At 71.9% G+C, this 21,908-nt stretch carries 15 protein-coding genes; 8 read left to right on the top strand and 7 right to left on the bottom strand.

The window, feature by feature from the left end; genetic code table 11:
- Positions 1 to 62 precede the first annotated feature (62 nt).
- Together VKK44_RS07600 and VKK44_RS07595 are read left to right on the top strand one after the other, a co-directional pair.
- On the top strand, positions 63 to 1,538 hold the full coding sequence (locus VKK44_RS07600) for an aminopeptidase P family protein (RefSeq protein ID WP_343446126.1): 1,476 nt from the start codon (positions 63 to 65) through the stop codon (positions 1,536 to 1,538).
- 1,094 nt (positions 1,539 to 2,632) lie between these two features.
- A complete protein-coding gene (locus VKK44_RS07595) occupies positions 2,633 to 4,672 on the top strand; it encodes a hypothetical protein (RefSeq protein ID WP_343446125.1) in 2,040 nt (679 codons plus the stop codon).
- Positions 4,673 to 4,741: 69 nt separating this feature from the next.
- Here VKK44_RS07595 and pulA read toward each other — a convergent pair whose 3' ends face one another.
- Both pulA and VKK44_RS07585 read right to left on the bottom strand, forming a co-directional pair.
- Entirely contained in the window at positions 4,742 to 10,240 is a 5,499-nt protein-coding gene (pulA, locus tag VKK44_RS07590) for a pullulanase-type alpha-1,6-glucosidase (RefSeq protein WP_343446124.1), read from the bottom strand.
- A gap of 142 nt (positions 10,241 to 10,382) precedes the next feature.
- Positions 10,383 to 11,078, bottom strand: coding sequence for a cellulose binding domain-containing protein (locus VKK44_RS07585; RefSeq protein WP_343446123.1), 696 nt, complete (start codon positions 11,076 to 11,078; stop codon positions 10,383 to 10,385).
- 187 nt (positions 11,079 to 11,265) lie between these two features.
- Here VKK44_RS07585 and VKK44_RS07580 point away from each other — a divergent pair, with 187 nt between their 5' ends.
- Complete coding sequence (locus tag VKK44_RS07580; protein WP_343446122.1) at positions 11,266 to 11,865, top strand: GNAT family N-acetyltransferase; 600 nt, start codon at positions 11,266 to 11,268, stop codon at positions 11,863 to 11,865.
- Between the two features lie 37 nt (positions 11,866 to 11,902).
- Here the strand turns inward: VKK44_RS07580 and VKK44_RS07575 are convergent, their stop codons facing one another.
- A complete protein-coding gene (locus tag VKK44_RS07575; RefSeq protein WP_281938684.1) occupies positions 11,903 to 12,556 on the bottom strand; it encodes a GOLPH3/VPS74 family protein in 654 nt (217 codons plus the stop codon).
- 196 nt (positions 12,557 to 12,752) lie between these two features.
- On the opposite strand from VKK44_RS07575, the gene VKK44_RS07570 reads away from it, so the two are divergent.
- Positions 12,753 to 14,261 (top strand): APC family permease, encoded by a 1,509-nt coding sequence (locus tag VKK44_RS07570; protein WP_343446121.1) that lies wholly within the window; start codon positions 12,753 to 12,755, stop codon positions 14,259 to 14,261.
- Between the two features lie 72 nt (positions 14,262 to 14,333).
- On the opposite strand, the gene VKK44_RS07565 is transcribed toward VKK44_RS07570, so the two are convergent.
- Positions 14,334 to 14,723, bottom strand: coding sequence for a hypothetical protein (locus VKK44_RS07565; RefSeq protein ID WP_343446120.1), 390 nt, complete (start codon positions 14,721 to 14,723; stop codon positions 14,334 to 14,336).
- A gap of 40 nt (positions 14,724 to 14,763) precedes the next feature.
- On the bottom strand, positions 14,764 to 15,477 hold the full coding sequence (locus VKK44_RS07560; protein ID WP_343446119.1) for a hypothetical protein: 714 nt from the start codon (positions 15,475 to 15,477) through the stop codon (positions 14,764 to 14,766).
- Here VKK44_RS07560 and VKK44_RS07555 point away from each other — a divergent pair.
- The 3 genes from VKK44_RS07555 (at position 15,476) to VKK44_RS07545 (ending at position 17,666) form a co-directional block, all read left to right on the top strand.
- Entirely contained in the window at positions 15,476 to 15,664 is a 189-nt protein-coding gene (locus VKK44_RS07555) for a hypothetical protein (RefSeq protein ID WP_146180017.1), read from the top strand. The two genes, VKK44_RS07560 and VKK44_RS07555, sit on opposite strands and share 2 nt — an antisense overlap.
- 54 nt (positions 15,665 to 15,718) lie before the next feature.
- Entirely contained in the window at positions 15,719 to 16,447 is a 729-nt protein-coding gene (locus tag VKK44_RS07550) for a hypothetical protein (RefSeq protein ID WP_343446118.1), read from the top strand.
- Positions 16,448 to 17,021: 574 nt separating this feature from the next.
- Positions 17,022 to 17,666 (top strand): C39 family peptidase, encoded by a 645-nt coding sequence (locus tag VKK44_RS07545; protein ID WP_343446117.1) that lies wholly within the window; start codon positions 17,022 to 17,024, stop codon positions 17,664 to 17,666.
- A gap of 46 nt (positions 17,667 to 17,712) precedes the next feature.
- Here the strand turns inward: VKK44_RS07545 and VKK44_RS07540 are convergent, their stop codons facing one another.
- A complete protein-coding gene (locus VKK44_RS07540) occupies positions 17,713 to 18,366 on the bottom strand; it encodes a DedA family protein (RefSeq protein WP_343446116.1) in 654 nt (217 codons plus the stop codon).
- A gap of 24 nt (positions 18,367 to 18,390) precedes the next feature.
- Positions 18,391 to 18,747: a VOC family protein gene (locus VKK44_RS07535; RefSeq protein ID WP_343446115.1), complete on the bottom strand. Its 357-nt coding sequence runs from the start codon at positions 18,745 to 18,747 to the stop codon at positions 18,391 to 18,393.
- Positions 18,748 to 18,903: 156 nt separating this feature from the next.
- Here VKK44_RS07535 and VKK44_RS07530 point away from each other — a divergent pair, with 156 nt between their 5' ends.
- On the top strand, positions 18,904 to 21,759 hold the full coding sequence (locus VKK44_RS07530; protein WP_343446114.1) for an aconitate hydratase: 2,856 nt from the start codon (positions 18,904 to 18,906) through the stop codon (positions 21,757 to 21,759).
- The last annotated feature ends 149 nt before the right edge of the window (positions 21,760 to 21,908 follow it).

Here is a 21,908-nt window from a genome sequence, read left to right as displayed (position 1 = left end):
TCCCCGCCGACGTGTGCGCGGTACCGTCGGGACCAGCGATGGGGCTCAGGGAGGGACGGATCATGACCGAGGAGCAGACGCAACAGGGCAAGCCGGCGGACGGCACGGAGTCGCACGACCCCGACTTCCCGGAGGCCTTCCTGTCGTTCATGCGGCAGGGCTGGCGGGACACCGAGCTGCCGGTCGCGCCCCGCCCGGAGGTGCCCAACCACGCCAAACGACGGGCCGCGCTGGCCGAGGCGTTCCCGGGCGAGACGCTTGTCATCCCCACCGGCAACGAGAAGGTACGCGCCAACGACACCGACCACCGGTTCCGGCCGGGCAGCGACTTCGCGTACCTGACCGGCGACCTGGAGCCCGACAGCGTCCTCGTGCTGCGGCCGGGCGGCGAGGCCACGCTCTACATGCGGCCCCGGTCGTCCCGGGCCACCGACGAGTTCTTCCGCAGCCGCCACGGCGAGCTGTGGGTGGGCCGCCGGCCGACGCTGCGCGAGAAGTCGACCGAGCTGGGCCTGCCGACGGCCGACCTCAGCGAGCTGGACGCGGCCCTGGCCGAGCTGGCCCCCGGGCGCACCCGGGTGCTGCGCGGCTTCGACGCCCGAGTGGACGCCGCCGTGCGCCGCTACGACGGGACGCGGGCCGAGGGCCAGCCGGGCCGCGACCGGGAGCTGGCCATCGCGATCTCCGAGCTGAAGCTGGTCAAGGACGAGTGGGAGATCGCACAGCTCCAGGAGGCGTGCGACGCCACGGTGCGCGGTTTCGAGGACGTGGCCCGCGCGCTGCCGGCCGACCGGCCGATCTCCGAGCGGCTGCTGGAGGGGCTGTTCGCGCTGCGGGCCCGGCACGACGGCAACGACGTGGGCTACGGCTCGATCGTCGGGGCCGGCGAGCACGCCACGATCCTGCACTGGGTGCACAACCACGGCGCCACCCGCCCGGGTGACCTGCTGCTGATGGACATGGGCGTGGAGAACCGCAACCTCTACACCGCCGACGTCACCCGGGTGCTGCCGGTCGACGGCCGGTTCACGCCGCTGCAACGGCAGGTCTACGACGCGGTCCACGCCGCCCAGCAGGCCGGCATCGACATGTGCAAGCCGGGGGTGGGGTTCCGCGACGTCCACCTGGCGTCGATGCGGGTGCTCGCCGAGGCGCTCAAGGACCTCGGACTGCTGCCGGTGAGCGTGGACGAGGCGATGGATCCGGCCTCGACGGTCTACCGCCGCTGGACGCTGCACGGCACCAGCCACATGCTCGGCCTCGACGTGCACGACTGCGCGAACGCACGCAAGGAGACCTACCGCGACGGTCCGCTCGGCGAGGGGTACGTGCTCACCGTCGAGCCCGGCCTCTACTTCCAGCCGGAGGACGAACTGGTCCCCGAGGAGCTGCGCGGCATCGGCGTCCGGATCGAGGACGACATCCTGGTCACCGCGGACGGCCCGGTGAACCTCTCGGCCGGGCTGCCGCGTCGTTCGGACGAGGTGGAAACCTGGCTGGCCGAGCAGCGCGAGGCGGGTCCGCGCCTGCCCGGCTGACCCTCTTCGACCGTCCCATCGCTCATCGACCCCGTGGCGCCACCGCGTCGCGGGGTCGCTGGCGTCGGGCGGCCCGGCGCGGGGCGGCGCGGCCCGGCGCGGGGCGGCGCGGCCCGGCGCGGGGCGGCGCGGCGCGGCTCGCACGACGCGGCCCAAAAGTCCCTTCCCGGCGCGCTACGAACTTGATGGCGTGGATGAGTCGGATGAGCCCTGGGGCGCGGGCGATGCCGCCTCGGTCCTCGTCGACGGCCGCGACTCATCCGCGCCATCAAGTTCGTAGGGGGCCGATCGCCGACGGCCCGCCACCATCCGCCCGCTGCGCCCCTTACGTGGATTTTGTTCGGAAAGATCCCCTTCGCGAGAATCCTTCCCCTACGGTGTCGAACAGAAGCGGCGACCCTCTTGCGACCTTTCGTGCGGTCGGTAGCGATACGACCGGTCGAGGAGACACCGAAGGACGGAGGGCGCGCATGTCCGACGACGTAACTACACCCGATGGCGGGGCACCCCGGGTGACCCCCGCGGCGGCCAACTTCGGCCGGACGCGGCTCACCGACAGCACGGCCCGGCGCAACCACGGGCAGGGCGACGGCGGCGGCATCGCCGACGGCGGCGTCGTGGAGGTCGCCGGGGCGCGGAAGGGCAAGCACGGCGAGCGGCCCTCACTGTCGGACGACCACGCCGGCCGCAACGGCGGCGGCATCTTCAACAACAAGGCCGCCATCACCCTGACCGGACCCACGTCGCCACGAACGCCGCCACCGACGCCGCCAAGCTGCACCGCGTCAGCGGCGGCATCCTCAGCAACGAAGGGCGGGTCACGCTCGACGACGGCTCCCTCGTCAGCGACAACGACCCCACCAACTGCGCCAACACCCACGCCGCGAGCGTTTGTGGGCAGCATGGGCCCTCCCGTCCCCGCTGCGTCAGCCCGGCCTACCCGCACCCTTATGCGGGTTTTTTTCGTATCCGCCCCCGAGGCGAACAAAGCTCTCATAAGTTCGTCTTCAGCAGCTACAACCGATTTGTAGCGAAGGCCGCCTCGCCGTGGCGAAGCGACCTTGTCAGGTACAAGGAGAGGGCAGAGAGCTCCGATGTCCAACTACCTTCGCAATAACGATGACGCCACCACCCGCGAGACCATCTCCCCGCTCCGGCGCCGCCGGCTCTGGCTCGCCACCGGCGTTGTGGGCCTGACCGGAGCGGTCAGCCTCGCCGGCGTTGCCTACGCGACCACCGGGGTGACCGGTTCGCACCGGCTCGCCGACGTGAAGTGGTCGACCGCGCAGCAGCTCCGCGACGGCGACCACGGCGGCGAGGCCACCGAGGGCGAGCACGGCAAGGACAGCAAGGACGGCAAGGACAGCAAGGACAGCAAGGACGAACACGGCGAGGAGGGCCGGGACCGGGGTGAGTGGGGCCAGGACCGCGGCGAGTGGGGCGGCGAGGAAGGCCAGGACAAGGCCCGCGAGGTCCCCTGCGACGACGAGGCCCTGGTCGACGCGCTCGAACTGACCAACCGCGACCACGGCGGCACCCTCAAGCTCGCCGAGAACTGCACCTACGAGCTCGGCGTCAAGGACCGCAAGGTCGGCGGCGGCCTGCCTGAGATCACCCAGGACGTCACCATCAAGGGCAACGGCTCCACCATCAAGCGTGACGCCGAGGACACCTTCCGTATCTTCCGCGTCGCCGACGGCGGCCACCTCACCCTGAAGGACCTGACCGTCAAGGGTGGGAACGCGTCCGAGTTCAAGTACCCGGGCGGACCCACGGCGGCGAACGGCACGGCGGCTGCGCCGGCCCAGGTCGCCCCGGCGCAGCCGGCGGTCGCGGGCGCTTCGGCCGCCACCGCACCGGCGCAGGCCGCCCCGGTCGCGGCCCAGGCCGCCACCGCGGCCCAGACCGCCACCGCGGCCAAGAGCGCCACCGCACCGGCGCAGGCCGCTCCGGTCGCGGCGCAGGTCGTCGCGGCACCGGCGCAGGCCACGGCCACCGCGCCGGCACAGGTCACCACCACGGCGCAGGCCGCTACCGTGGCGGCTGGCGCGACCACGGGCTCGGGCCCGGTCGACGAGGACGAGAAGCGGGGCGAGGGTGACGGCGGCGCGCTGCTGGTCGAGCGCGGCGGCAGCGCCCACCTGTCCAACGTCAAGCTCACCGACAACAACGCCGAGCACAACGGCGGCGCGGTGGCCAACTTCGGCCGCGTGTGGCTGGAGGAGAGCAAGGTCGTCAACAACCACGCCCAGGGCGACGGCGGCGGCATCTTCAACCGCGGCATCCTCAAGGTCGAGGAGACCAAGGTCGACGACAACACCGCGGGCGGCAACGGTGGCGGTATCGCCAACGGCAACGGCCTCTCCGGCAAGCACGGCGCGGACGCGAACGAGCTGAAGGGCTACGTCCCGTCGGGCAAGCACGACGAGGCCGGCACGGTCGAGATCATCGGTTCCGACCACGGCAAGGACGGTGGCAAGGAGGGCGAGAACTCCTCGCTTTCGGACAACCACGCCGGGAAGAACGGCGGCGGCCTGTTCAGCAGCGGCGGCTTCGTCACCGTCTCGTTCACCCACATCACCGGCAACACCGCCTGCGAGAACGGCGGCGGCGTCTACGCCGAGAACACCGACCTCGACCTCGACAAGGTCGTCATCGCGAACAACCACGCCGACGGCGACGGCGGCGGCGTGGTCACCACCGGTGGCAAGCACTGGGGCTACCCCAGCACCAAGGACGAGGGCAGCGCCACGATCGCGGACAGCGTCATCGTCGACAACACCGCCAACCGCTTCGGCGGCGGCATCTACAACGGCGAGTGGCTTGTCAAGATCGAAGACGGCTTCCTCTCCCGCGACCACGACGAGGACGACAACGCCGCCCTCACCCTGCGCAACACCGTCATCAAGGGCAACACCGCCCTCAACGGCGGCGGCATCTTCAACAACAAGGCCACCATCACCCTGACCAGGACCCACGTCACCAAGAACACCGCCACCGACACCAGCAAGCTGCACCGCGTCGCCGGCGGCATCCTCAACAACGAAGGACGCGTCAAGCTCGACGACGACTCCCTCATCAGCGACAACGACCCCACCAACTGCGCCAACACCGTCAAGGACTGCTTCAACTGACCTGACGGACCCGGGGTACGGACCGGCCCCCCAGCCACTCATGGCTGGGGGGCCGGTCCGCTGGCGCGATCAGCTCTGGACGAACACCGCCACGCTGCGCGCCGGCACGGTGAACGTGCCGCCGGAGCTGTCGAACGAGGCCGTCCGCAGCGCCGGGTCGGCCGAGTTGCGCAGCACCGGGTGCAGCGCCACGTTCGCCCCGCGCAGGCCGGTCACGGTCTGCTCCGCCGTCTCCGGGGTGGTGTTGAAGACCACGGTCACCGACTTCCACGTCCCGCCCAGCCCGCGGGCGTCCAGCGTCATGGTGAGCACGCCCGGGGTCTCCGTCGCCCCGGACAGCGGGAACGCGACCCGCTTCTGCACCTGCTCGGCGCTGGGCAGCCCGAACACCGGCGAGGACCGGCGGATCCGCAGCAGCTCGGCGTACCGGGCGTCGGCCAGGTCGACCGCCGTGCAGTCCGGCACCAGCTTCCCATCGGCCAGCAAGGGCTTGGCGTACGGCCACTTGTCCTTGTTGTCCGCCTCCGGCGGCAGGCCGGCGCCGAACCCGTTGCCCTGCGCGCAGTCCCAGCGGATCTGGTTGAACCAGTCACCGGAGTTGAACGAGTTGCGGTCCAGCGACTTCGAGCGCAGCCGCTCCGAGCCGGCCGTGACGAACCCGGTGCCCTGTCCGAGCGCGGTGGTCGCCAGCGCGAGCACCTGCATCCGGGCGCGGTCCTGCGCCGAGGTGCCCTGCGGCAGCTTGTACGCCAACGCGTCGTACAGGATCTCGTTGTCGTGCGCGTCGACGTACGTGACCGCCTCGCCCGGCGCGGCGGTGTAGCCGGCCGGTGAGCCGTTGTAGTCGACCTGCGCGCCGGTGACCCGCCTGCCGGCGGAGTCGGTGAACCGGTAGTCGCGCAGGTTCCCGGTCAGCCCCACCTTGATCAGGTCGTGGGCGTGCAGCAGGCGGGCCCTCTGCTCGGCCGCCGAGCCGTTGACCTCGTCGCCGTTCGGGTCGGTGTAGAGACCGGAGGCGAAGCCCTGCACCCGCGGGTTGGCGTCGAACGGGCCGCCGCCACGCACCGCGTCGCGGAGCCGGTCGTTGAACGTGCCGATCCCGGTGCCGGCCATGTTGGCCTGGGTGGCCTGCGTGAACCGGGCGTCGTTGGCGACCTCGCCGAAGTTCCAGCCCTCGCCGTACAGCATGATCTTCTTGCCGTCCACGCCGTCGCGGGCGGGCGTGAGCTTGTCCAGCGCGGCCCGGACGGCCAGGATGTTCGCCTTCGGGTGGTGGCCCATCAGGTCGAACCGGAAACCGTCCACCTTGTACGCCTTGGCCCAGGTGACCAGCGAGTCCACCACGAGCTTGCCCATCATGGCGTGTTCCGGGGCGGTGTTGGCGCAGCAGGTCGAGTTGGCGACGCTGCCGTCGTCCAGCAGCCGGTGGTAGTAGCCGGGCACCACCTGGTCGAGCACCGACTTCGGGTCGGTCCCGGCGGCCGAGGTGTGGTTGTAGACCACGTCCATGACCACCCGCAGGCCGGCCTGGTTCACCCCGGCGACCATCTGCCGGAACTCGGTGGTGCGCTTGGCGCCGTTCGGGTCGACCGCGTAGCCGCCCTCCGGCACGGTGTAGTGCAGCGGGTCGTACCCCCAGTTGTAGCCGTCCTTGTCGGCCACCGCCGCGACGCACTTCTGCTGCTGGTCCGAGTCCGGCGGCAGCTTCGCCAGGTCGCAGGCCGGCTGGGCCTGGTCGGCCCGCTTCTCCGGAATGGTGGCGAAGTCGAACGCCGGCAGCAGGTGCAGGTAGTTGACGCCGGCGTCGCCGAGCGACCGCAGGTGCTTCATTCCGGCCGTGTCCGGGTCGGTGAACGCGAGGTAGGTGCCCCGCTTCCCGGCCGGCACGGTGCTGTCGGCGATGGAGAAGTCGCGTACCGACAGCTCGGAGATCTGCGCCTTCGACGCGGGCACGGCCGCCGGCTTGCGCAGCTTCGCCCAGCCGGCCGGCGCCAGCGCCGGGTCGGTCAGGTCGACGATCTGGCTGTGCGTGGAGTCCGGCGCGAGCGCCACCGAGTACGGGTCGGTCACCGACGCGGTGACCACCTTCTGCGCCGCCGGCTGCCACGCCTCCACCTGGTAGCGGTAGTAGCGGCCGGTCCACGCCTTGGTGCCGCGTACCGACCAGACGCCGGTGCGGTCGTTGCGGCTCATCGCCACCGTGCTCGGCTGCGCCGTCGGCGAGTCGAACAGTTGCAACGACACCGTGCGCGCGGTCGGCGCCCAGACGGCGAGCGTGGGCACCCGGCCGGCGAACGTGGGGCCGAGCTTCGCCCCGGTGGCCGCCGCGTAGACGTCGTCCAGCACCCCGGGGATCTGCACGCCGGTGGCGCTGAGCAGCGCGCCCTCGGCGTCCCGCTCGGTGACGACGAGCTGCCCGCGCAGCGCCGCCGGCACCTTGGCCAGGTCGGCGCGGTCCAGCGTGAACGCGTGATGGGCCCAGAGCTGCGGGTACGTCTGCCGTTGCGCCTCGGTCAGCCCGTTGCGCTGCGCCCGCAGCGGCAGCGTGGTGTACGTGCCGGTCAGCTCGCCGTCGGCGACGCCGATCCCGCCGGCCGGGGCGGCGACCAGCGCGTACTTCTTGCCGTCGGTCGGGCCGGTGGCCCAGGCGACGGTGGACCGGTCGATCCACTGCGCCTTCTGCTTGGTGAGGTCGACGTCCGTGGCCGTGCCGGAGCTGCTCGCCGGCAGCAGCCGGCCCTTCACGCCGGCCAGCAGCCACACCTCGTGCCCGACGCCGGTCAGGTCGAGCCGCTGGTCGTCCGGCTGATCCTTCTCGTCGCCGTTGTGGATGATGTAGCTCAGCCCGGTCGCACCGGCGGCCAGGGGCACCCGGAACACCGCGCCGTACGCGTCGATCTTCTCCGGCTTGAGCGGGGCCGCCCAGTCGGTCGGGTTGGCCGCGCCGTCCCACAGGTGCAGGCCCCAGCCGTCGTAGTTGCCGTCGGCCTTGCGCCAGTGGATGACCGCGGTGCCCTGGTCGACGGCCGGGTCCGGCTCGCCGGTGGCGGCCTGCCGGGTCGGGTAGAGCGTCGGGTCGCCCTGCTTGACCCAGACCTCGCCGGTCTGCGTCACGTCGATGGTGCGGTCGTTCGCCACGTCCTTGTTGCCGTCTTTGTCGACCACGAGGAAGCCGACGGACTTCGCGCCGGGCTTGAGCTTCACCCAGGCGAACCGGCCGTACGAGTCCTCACCGGCGAACGGCTGTCCCTTGGGCCACTCGGTGACGTACGCCGGGTCGATGTCGCCCCAGGCGTAGAGCCCCCAGTCGGCGTACCCGCCGGCCGGGCGCTGGTAGTGCACGATCGCCCAGTCCCGGGACGCGCCCTGGGCCGGGGTGCCGACCGTGCCGGTGGTGCGGGCGGTGGCGGTGCGCCCCTTGCCGTCGCGGACCACCGCCTTGTATTCGACGGTCGCGCCGCCGGGCAGGCCGGTCAGGTCGTGGTGGACCGTGTACGGCGCGCGGTTGGCGGTGCCCAGCAGCGTCCACTTGCCGCCGGGGACGCGGGCGGCGAACGTGACGGTGGCGAGCGGGTCGCCGCCGACCTGGGCGGTGACCGCGGTCCTGCCGGCGACCGGGGCGTCGCCCGGCTCGGTCAGCGTGATCGTGGGGGCCGCGCCGGCCGGCGGGATGGCCCGGTCGGCCTTGAGCACCACGGCCGACATGGCCGGGACGGTGAGGCTCAGCTTGCCGTCGGCGCCGGCCGTCGCGGTCGCGGCGTCGCCGTACACGCCGGTGAATCGGGTGCCGGCCGACCAGGTGTCCACGGTGACAGTCTGCGGGGTCGGGGCGTTGTTCACCGCCGCGACGTGTTCCACCCGCTCGGCGGGCAGCACACGGGAGAACGCGAACACGCCGGGGCCGTCGGCCGCGTACCGGGTGACCTGGACGCCGTCGCGCAGCGCCGGGTGCGCCGCCCGCAGGCTGCCCAACTCGGCGATGGTCCGGTAGAGCGGGTGGGTCTTGTCGTACTGGTCGACGGCGTGGGTGCGGGTGGTGCCGATCAGGTCGTCGTCCAGGTAGTCCGCGGTGCGCGAGGCGAACATGTCCTGGCGGGCGTCCTTGTCCCCGCCGGGGCCGGTGAAGCCCTGCTCGTCGCCGGAGTACACCACCGGCTGGCCGCGGGTGAGGAACATCAGTTGGTGGGCGAGCTGGTCGCGGCGGAGCTGGGTGGCGTCGTCACCGCCGGCCGCGGCGATGAACGAGCCGATCCGGCCCAGGTCGTGGTTGCCGAGGAAGGTGGGCAGCCGGTCGGCGTCGGTGTCGCGCGCCGCGTACAGGTCGTCCTTGGCGTAGACGTCGGCGAGCGCCTTGGCGGAGCCACCGGCGGCGGTGTAGCCGCGCGCCGCCTCCTGGAACGAGAAGTCGAGCGTGGCCGGCAGGCCGCCCCGCCGCACGTAGGTCGACTCGACCTCCTGGTCGGCGCTGTAGACCTCGCCGAACATGAAGAAGTCCTTCTTGCCGGCCTTCGCGGCGGCGGCGTCGATGCCCCTGGTGAACTGCGGCCAGAAGTCGAGGTTGCTGTGCTTGACGGTGTCCAGGCGGAAGCCGTCGACACCGGCCTTGCCGATCCACTGGCCGTAGATGTCGGTCATGCCGCGGACCACCTCGGGACGCTCGGTCCACAGGTCGTCGAGGCCGAAGAAGTCGCCGTACTCGCTGTTCTCCCCGGCGAATGTGGAGTCACCGCGGTTGTGGTACATGGTCGGGTCGTTGAGCCACGCCGGGACCTTGGCCTTCGCGTCGGCCGGGCTGGCGAACGTCGGGGTGTACGGGAACGACTTCTCGTTCACCGCGGGGAACTTCCGCGTGCCGTCGGCGTAGTTGCGGTCCTCGAAGGCCCGTCCCTGCGCGTCCCGGTAGGGCGCGGTCTTCTTGTCGACGTAGCCGTACTTGTCCTCCGCGTAGCGGATGATGTCGGCGGTGTGGTTGACGATGATGTCGAGGTAGACCTTGATCCCGCGCCGGTGCGCGAGGTCGACCAGCTTCTTCAGCTCGGCGTTGGTGCCGAAGTGCGGGTCGACCTGGGTGAAGTCGGTGATCCAGTAGCCGTGGTACCCGGCCGAGACGTCGGCCCCGGTGCCCTGCACGGGCCGGTTCTTGAAGACCGGGGCGAGCCAGATGGCGGTGGTGCCCATCCCCTGGATGTAGTCCATCCTGTCGATGACGCCCTTGAGGTCGCCGCCGTGGTAGAAGCCCTTGTCCGCCGGGTCCAGGCCGGTGGCGAGCCGGTCGCCGGTCAGGCCGCCGGTGTCGTTGCGCTTGTCGCCGTTGGCGAAGCGGTCCGGCAGCACGAAGTAGAACTGCTCCGCCTTCGCGGCGGTGGCGCCGGCCTTCAGCAGCGCCTCGGCGGAGGGTTCCCGGGTCCACTGGGGGGCGTTGCCGGCGGCCGGCACGTCGGGGGTGGCGGCGCGGGCGGCGCCGTCGGCGCCCACCTGGTGGAGGGCCACCGGCACGCCGACGAGGGTGAGTACGAGGGAGGAGACCAGGGCGAGCAACGCCTTGGGGGATATCGGCGTCGGTTTCATCGACGGCCTTTCTCTGGTCGCTGATTCGCCCGCACGCTAGCCCTTGCCGAAACATTCTGCAATAGCTTGCAAACAAAGTCGAAACACGACAGGTATCTTGCAAAACTGTCCGGACAACGTGCGGTCGTCCGGACGGTGGGGATCAGCGCCCCGCGCAGGCCACCCCGTCGACCGTGCAGCTCTGCGGGCTGGTGGTGCCGGCCCCCTCGAAGTGGAACCGCACCGGCACCGACGCGCCCGCCGCCAGGTCCACGCCGCTGCGATACGTGAAGACGCCGCCGTCGAAGCCGAACGTGCCCTGTTCGACGCCTTCCACCCAGGCGGTGACCAGCCGACCCTGCGGGAACGTCAGCCGCACCGTCCAGCCGTGCGCCGCGCCCCCGGTGTTGACCAGTCGCACCTCGCCGATGAAGCCACCGTCGAAGCTGCTCACCACCGCGTAGCGGCCGGTCACCGCGGACGGCGGCGCCGGGGGCTGCGGTGGCGGCGTCGACGGCGCCGGACGGGCGTCGGCCCGCGGGCTGCCGGTCGACACCGCCGGCGTGGGCCTGGCGGGCAGCACCGTCGACCGGGGCGACAGCCCCGGGACCACCTGTCGCCCGGCCGTGCTCGGCGGGCCTCCCGTCGCGGTCGGCGAGGTCGCCGCAGCGGTCGGCAGGCCCGGCAGCGACATCGCCGGATCGGTCGGCGACGCCGGGAACGTCCGCCGGCCCCGCACCGACCCGAGCGCCACCACCAGCAGCACCACCATCACGATCACCCCGATCGCGACGACCACCCAGGGCGACGAGGTGATCGCGGACCCGGGCGACGGGGTGGGGCGACGCGTGCGGGACATGTTCCTCCTGTGGCGGGCGGGACCGCCCCGGCTGGCCTCCCCCGTCGGCGGACTGCGCCAGCCTAGCCAGCGGGATCGGTTCGCGGCGAGTGTCCGGTCCGGGGCCTGCCGCACGACGGGGCCACCTGATACGTTGCACGCCGATCGATGACCACGATGGCTCGTACAGCGGCAGGACGGGTGGCCAGTGACAGAGTGGCAGGGCAACATCCGGCGCGCGTCCACGGAGGACGCCGCCGCCGTGACCGGGATCCTCGCCGAGGCCTTCATGCGGGACCCGGTGAGCGGTTGGATCTTCCCGGCGGACGACCACCGGGCGCGGGTGCACCCCGCCTTCTTCGGACCGTTCGTCGCGTTGGCGCTGCGCACCGGTGAGGTCCACGTGGCCGGCGACGGGCTGGGCGCCACGCTCTGGCTGCCGGTCGGCGACGACCACGGCGCCGACGAGGGCGACGAGTTCGCCGAGCTGGAGGCCACCATCGGGCCGGACGCGATGAAGCGGTTCGGCATGCTCGACGAGCAGATGACCGCCAACCACCCGGCCGAGCCGCACTGGTACCTGCCGTTCATCGCGGTGCACCCGGCGCACCACGGCAAGGGCGTGGGTGCGGCGCTGCTGCGCGACAAGCTGACCGAGTTGGACCGGGCCGGCGCCGCCGCGTACCTGGAGGCCAGTTCGCTCCGCAACGCGGCGCTCTACGAGCGGCTCGGCTTCCGACGCCGGCCGACCACGCTGGACCTGCCGGACGGGCCCAGCCTCTACCCGATGTGGCGCGAACCCGCCTGACCGGGCCCGTCCCGTCCCGGTGCACCGGGACGGGACGTCACCGGCGGACCGTCGTGGTGCTGGCGTCCAACGCACCCACCACCGCGGCGAGCAGGCCGTCGAGCTGCGCCGGCAGGAAGCGACGGCAGTCCCGCATCCGGCCGCCGACCTGCGGGTCGAAGATGTGCGCGGCGAGCCCGACCGCCTCGGCGAGGCTCGCCAGCAGCAGCGTGCCCGGGTCCAGCTCGGCCGGGGACGAGTGCATCAGCATGGCGGTCAGGCGTACCCGCGGCGAGGCCGCCTGGTTCGGGTCGGTGGCCGGCCAGCGCACCTGACGGCCGATCAGCTTGCCCTGTTCCCGACGGAGGACGCCGGCGGTGACCAGCCGCGTCCCGACCCGCTCGTTGATGTTGAGCTGGGTCCGCAGGTAGCGGATCCACAACCGGGCCGGATGAGCGCCCTCGCGGCGCAGGATCTCGGTGATCAGCAGGTCGGTCAGCGGTTCCTGCCAGAGCCGCGGGTCGACCGCGGCGATGCCGCCACCGTCGAGCGCGATCCGGCCCTCGAACATCAGCTCGGCGAGCGCGGCGCCGGCCAGCCCGCACTCCAGCCGGTCGACGGCGACATGCGGCTTACCGGTGAACTCGTCATGTCCGATGAGGAACAGCGCATCGGCTAGCCGGTACGTGGCTTGTGCCCCGGGGTAGGTCATGGTCCATCCTCGAACGGTGGCCGTGATCGTCGACACGGGACGGTACGGCATGACCACGCACAGCTCAATTCCGGTCGTAGACGCGCGTCCTAATCGATATCGAAGCGGGGTTGTGACGATCCGTGATCACCAATACCCTGCCTGAGGCTGTTCCGAAGTAGACACCTCAACCCCCTTCCCCTCCCCTGGAGAAGCCTTGTCCTCCGATCCGTTCTTCTCCGACGGTGGGCTACGCCGTGGCCGTCTCGGCACCGCCCATCTCGTCTTCTTCACCGTCGCCGCGTCGGCCCCGCTGACCGTTCTCGGCGGTGGCGTCACCACCATGTACGCGGTCAGCGGCAACATCGGCGCCGCGCTGGGCTACGTGTTGCTCGCGGCCGTGCTCGCGGTCTTCGCCACCGGCTACGCCGCGATGAGCCGGTACGTCGCCAACGCGGGCGCGTTCTACGCGTACATCGCCAACGGCCTCGGCCGGGCCGGCGGGGTGGCCGGCTCGGCGGTCGCGCTGGCCGCGTACAACGCCATCCAGATCGGCCTCTACGGGCTGTTCGGCGCGATCATGTCGGACTTCATGTCGGCCAAGGCCGGGCTGGACCTGGACTGGTGGGTCTGGGCGCTGCTGGCCTGGGTCTTCATCGGCGTGCTCGGCGTGCTGCGCATCGACCTGAACGCCAGCGTCCTCGCGGTGCTGCTCGTCCTGGAGTGCGTGGCTGTGCTGATCTTCGACCTGGTGGCGTTCGCCCACCCGGCCGGCGGCGCCGTCTCCACCGCCGGCATCGACCCCGGCCACCTGTTCGGCGCCGGGTTCGGCGCCGTGCTGGCGTTCACCATCGCCTCCTTCACCGGCTTCGAGAGCGGCGCCATCTACAGCGAGGAGGTCAAGGACCCGCGGCGCACCGTGGCCCGGGCCACCTACATCGCGGTCGCGTTCACCGGCCTGTTCTACGCCTTCTCCGCCTGGGCGCTGACCGTGCTGACCGGGCCGGAGAACGCGCCGCAGGCCAGCGCCGAGGCCGGTCCCGGCGTGATCTTCGGCGCCCTCGACCAGTACTCCGGCGCCGTGGTCGCGGACATCGCCAACGTCCTGTTCATCACCAGCGTGCTGGCCGCCCTGCTGTCGTTCCACAACGGTGTGGCCCGCTACCTGTTCGCCCTCGGCCGGGAGAACGTCCTGCCCCGCTTCCTCGGCCAGACGTCCAGCCGCAGCGGCGCCCCGGTGGCCGGTTCGGTGGTGCAGAGCATCCTGGCCGTGGTGGTCTTCGTGGGGTTCGCGATGTCCGGGCGGGACCCGGTCATCGACCTGTTCACCTGGCTGTCCGGCTCGGCCGCGGTCGGCGTCGTGCTGCTCATGACGCTCACCTCGGCCTCCGTCGTCGGCTTCTTCCGGGGCCGTGGCGGCCCCGAGTCGGCCTGGCAGCGGGCGATCGCCCCGGCGCTCGGCACCGTCCTGCTCACCGCCGTGCTGCTGGTGCTGCTGTTCAACTTCGACGCGCTGCTCGCGCCGGACACCGCCGGCTACCTCAAGTGGCTGCTGCCGGCGATCCCGGTGGTGGCCGGCGTGCTCGGCCTGATCTGGGGCGGCGTGCTGCGCACCAGTCGACCGGACACCTACCGGCGGATCGGCCAGCTCGACGAGGAGGGCCTGCACGAGCCCGGCCTGCACTCGGCTCCCGAGCCCGACCGGTGGGCCGGCAGCCGCCGCTGAGCACGTGAGGCGGGGCCCCTTCTCGACGTCTCCGGTCGAGGAGGGGCCCCGTTCGACATCCGGGCGGGCGGCTCAGGCGGTGCGGATGACGGTGCAGATGGCCGGGCCCTCGTCGGTGGCCCGCAACAGGTAGCGGTAGTGCTCGCCGGGCACCGCGCCGCCCTGGCTGTCCAGGAACTCCCACCGCACCGCGACCTCGGTGAGCAACGCCGAGACCTGCTGCACGTCTTCGATCTGCGCGTTCGCCGCGACCAGCTCCCGCTCCTGGTAGTCGGGCGCGGCGCCGACGAAGCTCAGCGCCACCGCGGCCGGCGAGGTGAACGAGAAGCTGTAGGTGTCGGCGACCACCAGCCCGGGCAGGGCGTAGCAGGCGGCGATGGCCGGCACGTCGGCGGTGGTCAGCGCCACGCCGTACCTGTCGAAGAAGTCGGAGAGCGTGTCGAGGTCGGTGGAAGCCGTCACGACGCTCTCCATTACCGGCCCGCCGGCCCGGCAAACCTGGTCAGCGCGGCGGGATGCGTACCTCGATCTCCGCGCCGAGCTGCGCGCCGCCGGTCAGGTCCAGGTCGTCGCCGCTCCAGAACCGTCCCGGGTCGTACCAGTTGGGCCGGCGGCCGGCCGGCAGCAACCCCATCGCCTCGTAGGTCACCGCCACCACCTCCGCGCAGTACGCGGTCTCCAGCGCCCGGTCACGCCCCGACGTCCCGCCGGCTCCCGGCGTGCCGGCGCCGTCCGGCCAGCCGCCGGCCTCCGGCGTCGCGGCGCCGTCCGGGGTGGACGGTCGCCGGCGCGGCAGCGGCACCCGCCCCCGGGCCCAGCGCCAGGCGAGCTGCGCGGTGGAGGGGAACGGGGTGCCGTCCAGCCGCGCCACGGTACGCAGCACCGCCTCCTCCATGGCGCCGTCGGCGGGCGGTTCGAGCTGACGCAGCCAGCCCCGCTGGCCGTACCGGTTGGCCCACACGCAGACCGCGTCGCGCAGGTCGTGCAACTGCACGCCGCGCTGGCGGGTGCCGGTCCACATGTCCGGCAGCGAACGGCCCAGCTCCGCGTGCCACATCAACGGCGGCATGTCGTCCAGCACCACCGCCATCCCGACGTGGTTGACCGGGCTGTTGGTGGTGAGCTGGATGGCGCGATCGGGCACGCTGCGCCCACGGAACACCCACAGGTCTCCGGTACGGGTCAGCTCCACGGCCTCGTCCAGGCTGATGCTCATGGAGGACTACCCTAAGCCGATGCGGCAACGGATGCGGTGGTGGAAGGTGCTCGGCCTGGCCGGCCTGGCGGGCGTCGCGGCGACCGGCGTGGTGGTGGCCCGGGCGGAACGGCAGCGCCGGGCGTACACGCCGGAGGAGATCCGGGACCGGCTGCGTGAACGGCACGCCAAGGCGTCGTCCTCCTGACCTCCGGAAAAACCGGGGCGGCGCGTGACGACGCGCTGCCCTAGCATCGCCGTCATGGGAAACAGTTTCTGGGAGACACAGTTTGTCCTCGACCCGCCGCCCGCCCCCGTCGAGCGACACGGCGAGGTCGACCTGCACCTGCCGGCCGGCGGCGGTCCCCACCCCGCGGTCGTGGTGGTGCACGGCGTTCCCGGGCCACCCGACGCGCCCGACGCGCGGGACTGGCCGCTCTACCGGGGCTACGGCGCGCTGCTCGCCGACCGGGGCGTGGTGGCCGCGCTCCCCCGGCTCTCCGTGGCCGCCCCCGACGACCTGATCACGGTCGCCGCCCGCGTTTCCGACGCGGCCGACCTGCTCCGCGCGGACCCCCGCGTCGACCCGGAGCGGTTGGCGCTCTGGTTCTTCTCCGGCGCCGGGCTGCTGCTCGGCGACTGGCTCCGCGACCCGCCCCGCTGGCTGCGCGGCCTCGCCGCGACGTACCCGCTGCTGGCCCCACTCCCCGACTGGCCCCCGGTCGACCCACGCTTCCACCCGCTCGACGCGTTGGCGACGGACGACGTCGGCCGGCCGCCGCTCGTGCTGACCCGGGTCGGCCGGGACCGGCCCGAGGTCGCGTCCACCATCGCGGCGTTCACGGCTGCCGCAACCCGGCGCGGGCTGCCGCTGCACGTGGTCGACGTGCCGGACGGGCGGCACGGGTTCGACGCCCTGGACCACACCGAGGAGTCGCGCGCCGCCGTACGCGCCGCCCGCGACGCACTGCTCGACCTGCTCACCGCCTGACCACTCACCCACCACCACCCGGCCACGCCCGGTCGGTCCGTCCGTGCCCGCCGATCATGAGGTTGGCGGCCCGTCACCCTCATGATCGGCGCGTGGTGGGCGGGTGGGGCGGACGACGCCTCGGGGTTCTCGGGTGACGGGATGCGGGTTTCGCGTGTCGGGGACGGTGGAGATCTTGGTGCGTTTCGGCCCCCGGAGGGGCCGTTCGGTACCAAGATCTCCCAGCGTTCGCCTCGGGCAGGCTCCCCCGGGGGTTGTCTGGGGTGGGTGTCGGGTTTGGGTTGGTGTGGGGTGGTCCGGGTCACCGGCTCGGGGGAATCGGGGCCGGGGGCGGGGCGTTATACCTGGCAGACCGCGTGGAGCCCGGCCCCCGGGCCGTTGGCAGCCCCGGTCGGAATACGCGGCCACCGGCCGTCGTTACATCCCCCGAGCCGCCGACCCGGCCACCCCCGTGGCCCCGGCCGCGCCGGGCCCCCGTGCAGGCCACCTGATCGGCCGCCGGGCCCACCCCTCAGACTTTCCCCCTTCCGTGGCCCCTGGCTGCGGCATCCCCCACCCCCTGGGAGGCACCATCATGGCTACCACCCTGCTGCGTAAGACTGTGCTGACCGCTGCCGGTATCGCCGCGACCGCCGGTGGGATCGCCGGCCCCGCGATCGCCGCGCACGCCGCCCCCGCCGAGAAGGCCACCGTGGTGGCCGACCGTAAGAGCGGCGAACGTGAGTTGGACGTGCGCTACGAAGCCCAGCCCAACTTCTACTACTGCGGCCCCGCCGCCGCCCGCAACGCCATCAGCGTGCTCGGCAAGAACATCGACGTGCACGCCATGGCCCGCGAGATGGGCACCACCGAGAACGGCACCAACAGCATCAACGACATCACCCCCGTCCTGAACAAGGAAACCGGCAAGACCTACCGGTCGGTCGAGATCAAGGACCCCAAGGCCGACGACACGCAGACCGACAAGCTGCGCGCCGACATCGTCCGCACCGTCGACGACGGCCGCGCCGTGGTCGCCAACATCGCCGGCACCACCACCGACACCGACGGCAGCACCCACTCCTTCGAAGGCGGCCACTACATCAGCGTCGTCGGCTACCAGAACAACGGCACCACCGTCACCATCGCCGACAGCGCCAACCCGAACACCGCCTCCTACCGCATCAGCGTCGACAACCTCGCCGACTGGATCGCCACCCGCGGCTACAGCACCAGCTGACACCAACGCGCAAGGGCCCGACCCCGACAACGGGGTCGGGCCCTTGTCAGCGCTCGGTCGCGCCGACCGGCTCGCTCCGCTCGGGCGTCTCGGCCTCGGCCAACCGCTTCCCGCGCCGGCGCAGCCACCATGTGCTGACCAGGCCGGCCAGCACGGCGAGCACCAGCCCGGCCCAGGAGATGTCCTTGAGCCAGTGCTCGGCCGCCCGGCCGACGTAGAACAGCAGGTACGTCGTGCCGAAGGCCCAGACCAGGCCGCCGGCCGCGTTCGCCACCAGGAACCGGCGGTACGGCACGTGCAGCGCGCCGGCCAGCGGGCCGGCGAGGATGCGCAGCAGCGCGACGAACCGGCCGAAGAAGACCGCCCACACACCGTGCCGGGCGAAGCTCTGCTCGGCGCGGGCCAGATGCGCCGGGCCGAGATGCTTCGGGAAACGCCGGCCCAGCCGTTCCAGCAGCGGCCGGCCGCCACGGCGGCCCACGGCGTACCCGATGGAGTCGCCGACGATCGCGCCGGTCGCCGCCGCGACGGCCACCCACTCGGGCTGGACCACCCCGGTGGCGGCGAGCAGGGCGGAGCTGACCAGCACGATCTCGCCGGGCAGCGGGACGCCCATGCTCTCGACGCCGATCACCCCGGCGACGATCAGGTAGATCACGCCGGGGGGTAACGCGGAGAGCCAGTGCTGCACGTCGACCACGCTCCGACACTACCCGGGTGGAACTCAGCCCGTGGGGGCCAGAAACTCCAGCCGGTTGCCGTGCGGGTCGTACGTGTGGAACCGCCGCATGCCGGGGATCTCGTCGTCGCCCCAGGTCAGGGCGTGGCCGGCGGCGGACAGCCGAGCGGCCAGCACGTCCAGGTCGACGCGGACCAGCGCCGGGTGGGCCTTGCGGGCGGGCACGAAATCGTCCTCCACGCCGAGGTGCAGTTCGGCGTCGTACCCGGTGAACCAGCAACCGCCGCGGGCGGCGAGGGCCGGGGGTTTGGGTTTCTCGGTGAGGCCGAGCAGACCGACGTAGAACGCGCGGGAGCGGTCCTCGGAGCCGCGTGGGCAGGCGAGCAGCACGTGGTGGATCATGGAGCCACCTCCTCGTCCCGCAGCGTGGCACGAGGTTGCGTGAATAGCAAGACGGACGTACGGTTTTGTAGAGACCGACGCAGGTAAGTGTCGCCTAAGCACGGCGGCGCCCCGGTCGGTGCGACAAACTGCTCAGGACTACTCACGGTCGCTGGTGTGAAGGAGTACGACGTGGCGAGCCTCGACACCTTCGGTGCGAAGACCCAGCTACGCGTCGGAGACGCGAGCTACGAGATTTTCAGGATCGGCAAGGTGGAGGGGCACGACCGACTGCCCTACAGCCTCAAGATCCTGCTGGAGAACCTGCTGCGGACCGAGGACGGCGCGAACATCACCGCCGACCACATCCGGCAGCTCGGCGCGTGGGACCCCACCGCCGACCCGAGCGTGGAGATCCAGTTCACCCCGGCCCGGGTGCTGATGCAGGACTTCACCGGCGTGCCCTGCGTGGTCGACCTGGCCACCATGCGCGAGGCGGTCCGCGACCTCGGCGGCGACGCCACCAAGGTCAACCCGCTGGCCCCGGCCGAGCTGGTCATCGACCACTCGGTCATCGCCGACCTGTTCGGCCGCGAGGACGCGTTCGAGCGCAACGTCGAGCTGGAGTACGAGCGCAACAAGGAGCGCTACCAGTTCCTGCGCTGGGGCCAGACCGCGTTCAACGAGTTCAAGGTCGTCCCGCCGGGCACCGGCATCGTGCACCAGGTCAACATCGAGTACCTGGCCCGCACGGTCATGGAGCGCAACGGCCAGGCGTACCCGGACACGGTGGTCGGCACCGACTCGCACACCACCATGGTCAACGGCCTGGGCGTGCTGGGCTGGGGCGTCGGCGGCATCGAGGCCGAGGCCGCGATGCTCGGCCAGCCGGTCAGCATGCTGATCCCCCGCGTCGTCGGCTTCAAGCTCTCCGGTGAGATGCCGGCCGGCACCACCGCCACCGACCTGGTGCTGACCATCACCGAGATGCTGCGCAAGCACGGCGTGGTCGGCAAGTTCGTCGAGTTCTACGGCCCGGGCGTGAGCGCCGTGCCGCTGGCCAACCGCGCCACCATCGGCAACATGTCGCCGGAGTACGGCTCCACCGTGGCGATCTTCCCGATCGACGGCGAGACCGTCCGCTACCTGGAGCTGACCGGCCGCGACCCGCAGCAGGTCGCGCTCGTCGAGGCGTACGCCAAGGAGCAGGGCCTCTGGCACGACCCGGACCACGAGCCGGCGTACTCGGAGCGTCTGGAGCTGGACCTCGGCACCATCGAGCCGTCCCTGGCCGGCCCGAAGCGCCCGCAGGACCGGGTGCCGCTGGGCAGCGCGAAGACGCTGTTCCGCGCCGCGCTGACCGACTACGTGGCGGCCGACGAGACCGGCGGCGACCCGGGCCGCAAGCCAGGCGTGCCGCAGCAGCAGAAGCCGTTCGGCACCGACGGCCCCGCCGACGAGGCCAGCGCCGAGTCCTTCCCGGCCAGCGACGCCCCGGCCAACGGCGTCAACGACCCGGCGGACGCGCCGCGTGACCTGGAGACCGCCGCCGTGGGCGCGGGCGGCCGGGCCACCAACCCGGTCCGCGTGACCGGCGCCGACGGCGTCGAGTACGAGCTGGACCACGGCGCGGTGGTGATCGCCGCGATCACGTCCTGCACCAACACCTCGAACCCGCAGGTGATGATCGGCGCCGCGCTGCTGGCCCGCAACGCGGTGGAGAAGGGCCTGGCCCGCAAGCCGTGGGTGAAGACCACCCTCGCGCCGGGCTCCAAGGTCGTGATGGACTACTACGACCGCGCCGGCCTCACGCCGTACCTGGAGAAGCTCGGCTTCAACCTGGTCGGCTACGGCTGCACCACCTGCATCGGCAACTCCGGCCCGCTGCCGGAGGAGGTCTCCGCCGCCGTCAACGAGGGCGACCTGGCCGCCGTCTCGGTGCTCTCCGGCAACCGCAACTTCGAGGGCCGGATCAACCCGGACGTCAAGATGAACTACCTGGCGTCCCCGCCGCTGGTGGTCGCGTACGCGCTCGCCGGCACCATGGACATCGACCTGGCCAACGAGCCGATCGGTTCCGACGCCCAGGGCAACCCGGTGTTCCTGCGGGAGATCTGGCCGAACACCGCCGAGATCCAGGACGTCATCGCCTCGGCGATCGGCGCCAGCGGCTTCAGCGCCGCGTACGCGGACGTGTTCGCCGGAGACGAGCGCTGGCAGTCGCTGCCGACCCCGACCGGTGACACGTTCTCCTGGGACGGCGAGTCGACCTACGTGCGCAAGCCCCCGTACTTCGAGGGCATGCAGCAGGAGCCGACCCCGGTGCGGGACATCGCCGGCGCGCGGGTGCTGGCGAAGCTGGGCGACTCGGTGACCACCGACCACATTTCCCCGGCCGGTTCGATCAAGGCGGACTCCCCCGCCGGCACGTACCTGGCCGAGCACGGCGTGGCCCGGCACGAGTTCAACTCGTACGGCTCCCGCCGGGGCAACCACGAGGTGATGATCCGGGGCACGTTCGCCAACATCCGGCTGCGCAACCAGCTCGTCCCGGGTGTCGAGGGCGGTTTCACGGTCAACCACCTGACCGGCGAGCAGTCCTCGATCTACGACGCCTCGATGGCCTACCAGGAGGCGGGCATCCCGCTGGTCATCCTGGCCGGCAAGGAGTACGGCTCGGGCTCGTCGCGCGACTGGGCGGCCAAGGGCACCATGCTGCTGGGCGTGAAGGCGGTCGTCGCCGAGTCGTACGAGCGGATCCACCGCTCGAACCTGATCGGCATGGGCGTCCTGCCGCTCCAGTTCCCGGTGGACACCACCGCGGAGTCGCTGGGCCTGACCGGCACCGAGACGTTCTCGATCAGCGGTGTCACCGCGCTCAACGACGGCGACACCCCGCGCACGGTGAAGGTCACCACCGACACCGGTGTGGAGTTCGACGCGGTGGTCCGCATCGACACCCCCGGTGAGGCGGACTACTACCGGCACGGCGGCATCCTCCAGTACGTGCTGCGCCGCATGATCGCCAGCTGACCGCCGCTCAGGGAGGGGCCCCTCTCGTCACCAGACGTCTGGTGACGAGAGGGGCCCTCTCTGCGTCCTGGCGGAGGCGCACATCGTGGTGCGAAGAAACAGCTCGCGGTTCCGATCGCCCATCCGACATGGCAATTTATCGACGCACA

This window comes from Micromonospora sp. DSM 45708, assembly GCF_039566955.1.
Classification (GTDB): domain Bacteria; phylum Actinomycetota; class Actinomycetes; order Mycobacteriales; family Micromonosporaceae; genus Micromonospora.
Note: the sequence above shows the minus strand (reverse complement) of the source record. Positions and strands in the feature narration are given on the sequence as shown.